12 protein-coding genes are annotated in these 9,706 nt (G+C 60.0%); 6 read left to right on the top strand and 6 right to left on the bottom strand.

Going from position 1 to position 9,706, the window contains the following annotated elements:
• Nucleotides 1-14: 14 nt before the first annotated feature.
• From ACM6IO_RS16235 to ACM6IO_RS16220, 4 genes are all read right to left on the bottom strand, one after another.
• On the bottom strand, nucleotides 15-302 hold the full coding sequence (locus ACM6IO_RS16235) for a PA4642 family protein (protein ID WP_008037237.1): 288 nt from the start codon (nucleotides 300-302) through the stop codon (nucleotides 15-17).
• A 63-nt stretch (nucleotides 303-365) separates the two neighbouring features.
• Complete coding sequence (locus ACM6IO_RS16230) at nucleotides 366-851, bottom strand: hypothetical protein (RefSeq protein WP_008025899.1); 486 nt, start codon at nucleotides 849-851, stop codon at nucleotides 366-368.
• A 173-nt stretch (nucleotides 852-1,024) separates the two neighbouring features.
• Nucleotides 1,025-1,498 (bottom strand): WbuC family cupin fold metalloprotein, encoded by a 474-nt coding sequence (locus ACM6IO_RS16225; protein ID WP_223555170.1) that lies wholly within the window; start codon nucleotides 1,496-1,498, stop codon nucleotides 1,025-1,027.
• Between the two features lie 4 nt (nucleotides 1,499-1,502).
• Nucleotides 1,503-2,060, bottom strand: coding sequence for a hypoxanthine-guanine phosphoribosyltransferase (locus ACM6IO_RS16220; RefSeq protein WP_008025895.1), 558 nt, complete (start codon nucleotides 2,058-2,060; stop codon nucleotides 1,503-1,505).
• 163 nt (nucleotides 2,061-2,223) lie between these two features.
• On the opposite strand from ACM6IO_RS16220, the gene upp reads away from it, so the two are divergent.
• Both upp and ACM6IO_RS16210 read left to right on the top strand, forming a co-directional pair.
• A complete protein-coding gene (gene upp, locus ACM6IO_RS16215; RefSeq protein WP_008025893.1) occupies nucleotides 2,224-2,862 on the top strand; it encodes a uracil phosphoribosyltransferase in 639 nt (212 codons plus the stop codon).
• Nucleotides 2,863-2,864: 2 nt separating this feature from the next.
• Entirely contained in the window at nucleotides 2,865-4,139 is a 1,275-nt protein-coding gene (locus ACM6IO_RS16210) for a uracil-xanthine permease family protein (protein WP_008025891.1), read from the top strand.
• Nucleotides 4,140-4,252: 113 nt separating this feature from the next.
• Here the strand turns inward: ACM6IO_RS16210 and hemH are convergent, their stop codons facing one another.
• Together hemH and ACM6IO_RS16200 are read right to left on the bottom strand one after the other, a co-directional pair.
• Nucleotides 4,253-5,275 (bottom strand): ferrochelatase, encoded by a 1,023-nt coding sequence (gene hemH / locus ACM6IO_RS16205; RefSeq protein ID WP_207286094.1) that lies wholly within the window; start codon nucleotides 5,273-5,275, stop codon nucleotides 4,253-4,255.
• Nucleotides 5,276-5,288: 13 nt separating this feature from the next.
• Complete coding sequence (locus tag ACM6IO_RS16200; RefSeq protein ID WP_192228952.1) at nucleotides 5,289-6,191, bottom strand: TIGR01777 family oxidoreductase; 903 nt, start codon at nucleotides 6,189-6,191, stop codon at nucleotides 5,289-5,291.
• A 196-nt stretch (nucleotides 6,192-6,387) separates the two neighbouring features.
• On the opposite strand from ACM6IO_RS16200, the gene ACM6IO_RS16195 reads away from it, so the two are divergent.
• From ACM6IO_RS16195 to ACM6IO_RS16180, 4 genes are all read left to right on the top strand, one after another.
• Nucleotides 6,388-7,374: an NAD(P)/FAD-dependent oxidoreductase gene (locus ACM6IO_RS16195; RefSeq protein ID WP_008037229.1), complete on the top strand. Its 987-nt coding sequence runs from the start codon at nucleotides 6,388-6,390 to the stop codon at nucleotides 7,372-7,374.
• Complete coding sequence (locus ACM6IO_RS16190) at nucleotides 7,371-7,586, top strand: TIGR02450 family Trp-rich protein (protein ID WP_414911837.1); 216 nt, start codon at nucleotides 7,371-7,373, stop codon at nucleotides 7,584-7,586. Before ACM6IO_RS16195 ends, ACM6IO_RS16190 begins: the two co-directional genes overlap by 4 nt.
• A 218-nt stretch (nucleotides 7,587-7,804) precedes the next feature.
• The gene (locus ACM6IO_RS16185) at nucleotides 7,805-8,764 is read left to right on the top strand and encodes a YbgA family protein (RefSeq protein WP_192228950.1); all 960 of its coding nucleotides are present in this window, start codon (nucleotides 7,805-7,807) and stop codon (nucleotides 8,762-8,764) included.
• Nucleotides 8,764-9,705, top strand: coding sequence for a MerR family transcriptional regulator (locus ACM6IO_RS16180; RefSeq protein WP_414911836.1), 942 nt, complete (start codon nucleotides 8,764-8,766; stop codon nucleotides 9,703-9,705). Before ACM6IO_RS16185 ends, ACM6IO_RS16180 begins: the two co-directional genes overlap by 1 nt.
• Nucleotide 9,706: the final 1 nt, after the last annotated feature.

Genomic DNA, 9,706 nt, shown 5'->3' with positions numbered 1-9,706 from the left:
CTACAAAAGCGGGTTTAGCCGCGGGCTTTTTCGATCAGTTCGATGTAGTCCGGTGCGTTGCGCTGATCCTTGATCAACGCGACGAAGTCATTGCCGTGCTCGTCCTTGCCGTCCAGATCAAAACCGGCCTCGACGAAGAACGTCAGAAAACGCTCGAAGTCGTCGATACGCAGGCCACGGTAGGCCTTGATCAGTTTGTGCAGGGACGGCGAAGTGGCGTCGACCGGTTCGAAATCGAGAAACAACTTGATCTGCTCGTCGCCGATCTCGTCACCAATCACTTGTTTCTTATCTTTACGCATTGCCGACTCCAGCTCGCAGACATTTCACGGGGCGGGCAGTTTACCCCTCACTGGCCGCCGGGCTCAACGCGGACGAACGGCCCCGGTGTGCAGATCGGCCCAGACATGACCGTTGGCGTAGCTGAGGAACTGGCAATACACCGTGTCATTGCGCAGCAAGTCGATCACCACGCGGTATTGCGCCATCGGGTAAAACAGCGTCAGGGTTTTGCTCTTGTCGTCGTAGATCGGCTTTTTCAGGCTTTTGCTTTCGCCATCGAAGTTGACCAGCACCTGATTGATGGTCGCGCCCTTGTTCAGGGATTTGCCCTTGAGGCGGATCAGCAGCGGTGACGTTACCGGGATCGGCTGTTGGGTGGACTGCCGTTGGCTGCCGACCACCACCGAATACTCGGTGACCTGCAGCAATTGTTGCTGCTCCGGTTCGGCATCACGCAGAGTCAGGTCGTCAGGCGGCAGAAACTGCCCGTGCATCAGGGCCGGCGCGGCGGCCAGCGGCAGGCTGAGGGTCAGCAACAGGGCGGCGCAGCTGCGGATCAAAAGGCTCATGACGGGCTCCGAAAGGCGGGGCCGGGCACTTTATCATGGCTGCACACCGTCCCTGTAGGAGCGTGGCTTGCCCGCGAAGGCGGTGTGTCAGTCCCTTAGTTATCGACTGACACACCGCCTTCGCGGGCAAGTCGGACTGCCGCACCACTCGCTCCTACAGTGGGGGGTGTATATCAATCGAACTGTGCGCGCATCCAGGCCTGATACTCGGCCACGCCCGGCTCGCCTTCACGCGGCGCCCAATCAGCCAGTTCACCTTCGCCCACAGGACGATAAGGACCAGCCTTGCACTCGAACATCAGGCTGTCGGCTTCCAGCACCACCAGGCCATGAAACACACCGGTTGGCAGGTCCACGCCGACGCAGTCGCCAGCGGCCTGCAGCACTTGCTTGCGTACCACCGTGCCGGACTCGTCGAAGATCAACACGCCAAGCCGTCCCTTGAGGACCAGCAAGGTTTCAGCCTTGTTCTCCCCCAGATGCCGATGAGGCGGGATGTACGTGCCCGGCTGCAAACCCACCGCCATGCGATGGCAAGCGTCTTCCATCTGATGAAAGTTGTGGTGCTGGCGCCCGCGCGGATTGGCCGCTGCTTTCTCGGCCAGCTCAGTGAACAGGGTTTGATCAAGAAAGCTCGGCGCTGCCATGTGTTTACATCCCTTTAACGGCAAAAATCCCGTTGGCGTTACGCCAGTAGCCTTTGTAGTCCATGCCGTAACCGAAGATGTAGCGGTCGATGCACGGCAAACCGACGAAATCGGCTTTCAGGTCCGGACGAGCCTTGCGGTCGTGGTCCTTGTCGATCAGCACGGCGGTGTGCACTTTGCGCGCGCCGGCGTGTTTGCAGAAGTCGATGATCGCGCCCAGGGTGTGACCTTCATCGAGGATGTCGTCGATGATCAGCACGTCACGGTCGATAAACGACACTTCAGGCTTGGCTTTCCAGAACAGGTCGCCGCCGCTGGTTTCGTTGCGATAACGGGTGGCGTGCAGGTAGGACGCTTCCAGCGGGAATTGCAGATGGGTGAGCAGCTTGCCGGCGAAGATCAGGCCGCCGTTCATCACGCAGAACACCACCGGGTTAGTGTCAGCCATTTGTTCGTTGATATGTGCACCAACGCGGGCGATGGCCGCCTCGACTTCAGCTTCGGTGTACAGGCAGTCAGCCTCTCGCATGATTTGACGGATATGCTCGAGATCAGCGGACATGGCGCTCTCCAAGGGGTGGCATTCAGGAAAAGCGGGCAAAGGTACGCATCCCGCACGGCCAGATCAAGCGTTTGTGGACTAACGTACTCTATTGTCTATAGGACAACACCCTCGGATAGATTAATCTAGGCCGGTTTTTTTGCCCGCCGCCGGAGCCTTTCCCATGCCCATCCTCGAGATCCGCCATCCGCTGATCCGTCACAAACTCGGCCTGATGCGCCGCGCAGACATCAGCACCAAGAATTTCCGCGAGCTCGCTCAGGAAGTCGGTGCCCTTTTGACCTATGAAGCCACCAAAGACCTGCCGCTGGAATCCTACGACATCGAAGGCTGGTGCGGCACCGTGTCGGTCGAGAAAATCGCCGGCAAGAAAATTACCGTGGTGCCGATCCTGCGCGCCGGCATCGGCATGCTTGAAGGCGTGCTGAGCCTGATCCCGGGCGCCAAAGTCAGCGCCGTGGGCGTGGCCCGCAACGAACAGACGCTGCAAGCCCACACTTATCTGGAAAAACTGGTTCCGGAAATCAACGAACGCCTGGCAATGATCATCGACCCGATGCTCGCCACCGGCAGTTCCATGGTTGCCACCATCGACCTGCTGAAAAAAGCCGGTTGCCGCGACATCCGCGCCATGGTGCTGGTCGCCGCGCCGGAAGGCATCGCCGCTGTGGAGAAGGCTCACCCGGACGTGACCATCTACACCGCTTCCATTGACGAGAAACTCAACGAACACGGTTACATCATCCCGGGCCTGGGCGATGCCGGCGACAAGATCTTCGGCACCAAGCAGAAGGACGCTTGAGCATGCAGCAAGAGTTCAACGATCCGCTCTGGCGCACGGTGCTGTCGGGTGCGCAGATGCTGTTCGTGGCCTTTGGCGCGCTGGTATTGATGCCGCTGATTACCGGCCTCGACCCGAACGTGGCGCTGTTCACCGCCGGTTTGGGGACGATTCTGTTCCAGATCGTCACCGGGCGTCAGGTGCCGGTATTCCTGGCGTCGAGCTTCGCCTTCATCACCCCGATCATTCTCGCCAAAGGCCAGTTCGGCCTCGCGGCGACCATGGGCGGCGTGATGGCGGCGGGTTTTGTCTACACCTTCCTCGGCCTCGCCGTGAAGATCAAAGGCACCGGTTTCATCGACCGTTTGCTGCCACCGGTGGTGATTGGTCCGGTGATCATTTCCATCGGCCTGGCCATGGCGCCAATCGCCGCCAACATGGCGATGGGCAAGGCTGGCGACGGTAGTGAGCTGATTCACTACCAGACAGCCATGCTGATCTCGATGCCGGCACTGCTGACCACGCTGATCGTCGCGGTGTTCGGCAAAGGCATTTTCCGCCTGGTACCGATCATCTCCGGCGTGCTGGTCGGTTTTGCGATGGCGTTCTATTTCGGCGTGGTTGATACCGCGAAGATTGCCGCTGCACCGTGGTTCGCGATCCCGAACTTCACTGCGCCGGAATTCAACTGGCAGGCGATTCTGTTCATCGTTCCGGTGGCATTGGCCCCGGCCATCGAACATATCGGCGGCGTGATCGCCGTGGGCAGCGTGACCGGCCGTGACTACCTGAAGAAGCCAGGCCTGCACCGCACGCTGCTCGGCGACGGCATTGCCACTACCGCAGCCGGCCTGTTCGGCGGCCCGCCCAACACCACGTACGCCGAAGTGACCGGCGCGGTGATGCTGACCAAGAACTACAACCCGAAAATCATGACCTGGGCGGCGATCTTCGCCATCAGCCTGGCGTTCATCGGCAAGTTCGGCGCGTTGCTGCAAAGCATTCCGGTGCCGGTAATGGGCGGGATTCTGTGCCTGTTGTTCGGTTCGATTGCGGCGGTGGGGATGAACACGCTGATTCGCCACAAGATCGACCTGGGCGAGGCGCGCAACCTGGTGATCGTTTCGGTCACGCTGGTGTTCGGGATTGGCGGCGTGCTGGTCGGCACCGGCACCGGCCCGGACGACTTCGGCCTCAAAGGCATCGCGCTGTGCGCGGTGGTGGCGATTGCGCTGAACCTGTTGCTGCCGGGGAATGACAGCTGGAAGCACAAGAAGGCGGATGAGCCTTTGTTGTAAACCAGCCTTTAGATCGCCTTCGCGGGCAAGCCTCGCTCCTACAGGTTTTGAGTCGATCCCATCATCGTGGAACGACTCAAAACCTGTAGGAGCGAGGCTTGCCCGCGAAGCTTTTAAAGCGCCAGCGGCGCTCTTTCGCACAATGCGTTCAACGCCTTCGCCCACTGCGGATCATCGTTGAGGCACGGCACCAGCACCAACTCCTCCCCTCCCGCTTCGCGGAACTGTTCTTTCCCGCGATCACCGATTTCTTCCAGCGTCTCGATGCAATCGGCAACGAACGCCGGGCACATCACCAGCACCTTTCTCACGCCCATTCCCGCCAACTCATCAAGGCGCGCTTCGGTGTAGGGTTCGATCCATTTCGCCCGACCCAGCCGCGACTGAAACGACACCGACCATTTGCCGTCCGGCAAACCCATGCGCTTGGCGAATTCCGCTGCGGTGCGCAGGCACTGGCCGCGATAACAGGTCGCGACAACTTCCGGTGGCGCACCGGCGCAGCAATCGCCGCCACCTTCAAAACTGTGCCCCGGGTTGAGCTTCTTCAGATGCCGCTCCGGCAAGCCATGGAAGCTCAGCAACAGATGATCGAAGTCCTGCTCCAGATGCGGTTTGGCGCTGGCCACCAGGGCATCGATGTATTCCGGCTGATCGTAGAACGGCTCGAGTATCGAGAACTGCACATTGAGTTTGTGCTCGCTCACCACCCGCTTGGCTTCCTCGATCACCGTGGTCACGGTGCTGTCGGCGAACTGCGGATAAAGCGGCGCGAGAGTAATTCGCTTGTGGCCCTGGGCGGCGAGTTGCAGCAGTTTCGACTCAATCGACGGCTCGCCATAACGCATCGCCAGCTCCACCGGCCCGTGGCTCCACTGTGCACTCATGGCCTGTTGCAAGCGGCGGCTGAGCACCACCAGTGGCGAGCCCTCCTCCCACCAGATCGAGGCGTAGGCGTGGGCCGACTGCTCCGGGCGTCTGATCAGAATCAGCGAGACCAGCAAACGGCGCACCGGCCATGGCAGGTCGATCACATACGGGTCCATCAGAAATTGATTGAGGTAGCTGCGCACATCCGCCACCGAGGTGGAGGCAGGTGAACCCAGGTTGACCAGAAGCAACGCGTGATCGGTCATGCAACGTCCTATTTCAGAGGCGGCTGGACAAGTCGTCCAGAGCCGCACGCAGGTCAGTGAACTGGAAGGTGAAGCCCGCTTCCAGCAAGCGCGCCGGGACAGCCTTCTGGCCACCCAGCAACAGCAATGACAACTCGCCCAGGCCCACCTTCAATGCCAGGGCCGGCATGGGCATGAACGCCGGGCGATGCAGCACGCTGCCCAGCGTCTTGGCAAATTCGCGATTGCGCACCGGTTTGGGCGCGCAGGCATTATAAGGACCGCTGGCGTTTTTCTGATGCAGAAGAAAATCAATCAGGGCGATTTGATCATTGATATGGATCCACGGCATCCACTGCCGACCAGTGCCCAAAGGCCCGCCCAGCCCCAGTTTGAACGGCAGCAACAGCCGCGACAAAAAGCCGCCCTCGGCCGACAGCACCAAGCCGGTGCGAACGAAGATCACGCGAATGCCCAAGGCTTCGGCACGCTGAGCGGTTTCTTCCCAGGCAATGCACAACTGACTGGCAAAATCATCGATCACCGGAGGGGAATGCTCAGTCAACTCCCGTTCGCCCCCGTCGCCATACCAGCCAATGGCAGAGCCCGAAATCAACACCTGCGGTTTCTGTTCACGGTTTTCGAGCCACGCCAGCAAGGTTTCCGTCAGGGTGATGCGACTGCTCCACAGCAAGGCTTTACGTCGGTGGGTCCAGAGCCGGTCGGCAATTGGCGCGCCCGCGAGGTTGATAATCGCATCCACCGGTTCCTGACCGAGGTCCTCGAGTCGGGCCACCGCGCGCACCTGGGCGCCACAGACTTTCGCGACTTTGGCCGGCGTCCGGCTCCAGACGCTCAGACGATGTCCCTGGCTCAACCAGTGGCGGCAGAGCTGACGTCCTATCAAACCAGTACCGCCGGTCAGCAATATGTGCATGACTTCTTCCTCGCGTGGCGTTTTACCCTGATCACTAGTCTATTTTTATAAGCAGGGATCTTTGATATCGGGCAGGGTCTGTGTTTAACAATAGGCCAAGCTGTCAGAACGAGAACGCTAAAAGTTATACCGAAAAACAATATTGTACAGGTTTCAACCACGGCGTAGTCTGTACAGAAAGGTAAACGAGGCCCCTATGACTGTACCTATCGCAATCATCGGCACCGGCATTGCCGGACTCTCAGCCGCCCAGGCCCTTACGGACGCAGGGCATGTCGTTCAACTTTTCGATAAAAGCCGCGGCAGTGGCGGACGCATGTCGAGCAAGCGCAGCGATGCGGGTGCGCTGGACATGGGCGCGCAATATTTCACTGCACGTGATCGCCGCTTTGTCACTGAAGTCCAGCGTTGGCAAGCCAAAGGCTGGGTCGCCGAATGGGCGCCGCAGCTTTATACCTACCACGGTGGCCAGCTCAACCTGTCGCCGGACGAGCAGACGCGCTGGGTCGGCACGCCACGCATGAGCGCCATCACCCGTGGCCTGATTGGCGATCTGGAAGTGCATTTTGCCTGCCGCATTACCGAGGTCTATCGCGGTGAAGAACACTGGCATCTGCAGGATGCCGAAGGGTTCACTCATGGCCCGTTCAGTCACGTGATCGTCGCCACGCCAGCACCGCAAGCGACCGCCTTGCTGGCCTCCGCGCCGAAACTCGCAGGCGCCGCCGCCGGGGTCAAAATGGACCCGACCTGGGCCGTCGCACTGGCCTTCGATACTCCGCTGGATACACCCATGGAAGGCTGCTTCGTGCAAGACAGCCCACTCGACTGGCTGGCGCGCAACCGCAGCAAACCGGGGCGCGACAACACCAAGGACACCTGGGTATTGCACGCGACCAGCACCTGGAGCCGGCAACATATCGACCTGTCCAAGGAAGCCGTGATCGAGCAACTGCACGGCGCGTTCGCCGAACTGCTCCACAGCGCCATGCCTGCGCCGAGCTTCAGCCTCGCGCACCGCTGGCTCTACGCCCGCCCCGCCAGCAGCCATGAATGGGGCACGCTGGCCGATGCCGACCTGGGTCTTTACGCGTGTGGCGACTGGTGCCTGTCCGGTCGTGTCGAAGGTGCCTGGCTCAGCGGTCAGGAAGCCGCCCGCCGCCTGCACGAACACCTGCAGTGAACCGCATCAACCCAAGCAAATTGCTGCTGTCGAAATGGACAGCAGCCCACCCGCAAAACCGCGAAAAACATTTTCTGGTCATCGAGCTGTTCCGCGACGAGGAAGGCACGGTGCTGGACGTCGAATTGCAGGCAGTGCTGACCAAGCGCAATCAACGCCTGAGCTGGCAAACCCTGAAAAACAGCAACGCCTGGATGCTGGGCTGGAACTAGATCCTGTAGGAGCCGGCTTGCTGGCGATGCAGGCGCCACGGTTTAGCAGGTAAACCCCCATCATCGTTCATCGCCGGAACGCCGCCCGCAGCAAGCCAGCTCCTACAGCACGCCAAATACTTATACAAACAATTTGACTTGTACACCTTTGAATCTATGATGAAACACATGTTGTACAGAAATTAAATCCTGTACAGGTTTGGATTCGAGGTGCTCCGATGCTCCACGCCAGCGCGAAACCGAAAATCGCCATCAGCGCCTGCCTGATGGGCGCCGAGGTGCGTTTCAATGGCGGGCACAAGGAATCGCGGCTGTGCAGCCGCACCCTCACCGAGTATTTCGATTTCGTCCCGGTGTGCCCGGAAGTCGCCATCGGCCTGGGCATTCCTCGCCAGCCCATTCGACTGGTCGGCGACGCTGAACGCCCCGAAGCCATCGGCACTGTTCACCCCGAACTGAATGTCACCCGGCCGCTGGCCGATTACGCCCGGAAGATGGCCGCCGAGTTGGACGATGTCTGCGGCTACATCTTCATGCAGAAATCGCCGTCATGCGGACTGGATCGGGTCAAGGTCTACCACACCAACGGTGCACCGGTAGACGGCGGTGGCCGTGGTATCTATGCCCAGGCTTTCTGTGCGCTGCACCCGGACCTGCCGGTGGAAGAAGACGGCCGGCTCAACGACCCGGTGCTGCGGGAAAATTTTCTCACCCGCGTGTTCGCTTACAGCGCCTGGCAACAGTTGCTGCAAGCAGGCCTGACTCGTCGCGGATTGACCGAATTTCACTCGCGCTACAAATACCTGCTGATGGCCCACAACCCGGTGCAGTACAAAACCCTGGGCAATCTGCTGGGCAACATGGGCCGGATCGACCCGAAAGAACTCGGCCCACGCTATTTCAGCGAACTGATGGCAGCCTTGAAAAAGTGCGCCACGCGCCGCACCCACACCAACGTCCTGCAACACATCAGTGGTTACCTCAAGCAGGTCATCAGCACTGAAGACAAACAGGAAGTGCAACACGTCATCGGCCAGTACCGCCACGGCATCGTGCCGTTGGTGGTGCCGCTGACGCTGCTCAAACATCACTTTCGCCAACACCCGGATCCGTACATTGCGCAACAGGTTTACCTGCAACCGCACCCGGAAAACCTCAGCCTGCGAAACGCGATCTGATGAAAATCCCACTCGACACCAGTGCCCGCGAAGACCTCGGCGCCGACTTCAAGAAAGCCCTCGATGAAGGCTGGCTGCCAATTCGTGAAGTGGCCCGGCAGACCGGCGTCAACGCCGTCACCTTGCGCGCCTGGGAACGGCGTTACGGTTTGATCGTGCCGCAACGCACGCCCAAAGGGCATCGGCTGTTCAGCGCCGAACACGTACAACGCATCCTGACAATCCTCACCTGGCTCAATCGCGGCGTGGCCGTCAGCCAGGTCAAGCAACTGCTCGACACCCCGCAAGCCTTTGGCGAATCGATCGAAAACGATTGGAAGGTGCTGTGCAACACGCTGCTGCAAGCAGTCACTCGGCTCAACGAACGCACCCTCGATGACACCGTCAACCAGGCGATTGCGTTGTACCCGCCGCGGACTTTGTGCGAACAACTGTTGATGCCGTTGCTGGCCGAACTTGAACAACGCTGGCAAGGCCAGTTTGGCGCGCAGATGGAGCGCGTGTTTTTTCACTCCTGGTTACGCAGCAAATTCGGCGCGCGCATCTACCATAACAACCGTCAACTGCGCACCGCACCGCTGCTGTTGATCAATCACTCCGACCTGCCGCTGGAACCGCATCTGTGGCTCACCGCGTGGTTGATCAGCAGCGCCGATTGCCCGGTGGAAGTGTTCGACTGGCCGTTGCCGGCGGGTGAGCTCGCACTGGCGGTCGATCACCTGCAAGCCCGCGGCGTACTGCTGTATTCCAGCAAAGCCATGAACCTTGCGCAGCTGCCGAAACTTTTCAACGGTGTCAGTTGCCCAAAAATGATTGCCGGACCAACGGTATGCATCCACCACGCCGAGTTGTCCGTAAAAACCACAGAGATTGCTGAATTGTTCCTGGCCGAAGATCCGTTATCGGCGCATCAGGACCTGGTACAGCGCGGGCTTATTTAAA

Origin of the sequence: Pseudomonas sp. IT-P44 (assembly GCF_949768225.1) — a bacterium.
GTDB lineage: Bacteria > Pseudomonadota > Gammaproteobacteria > Pseudomonadales > Pseudomonadaceae > Aquipseudomonas > Aquipseudomonas migulae.
The sequence above is the reverse complement of the archived record's forward strand: the minus strand, read 5'-3'. Positions and strand labels throughout refer to the sequence as shown.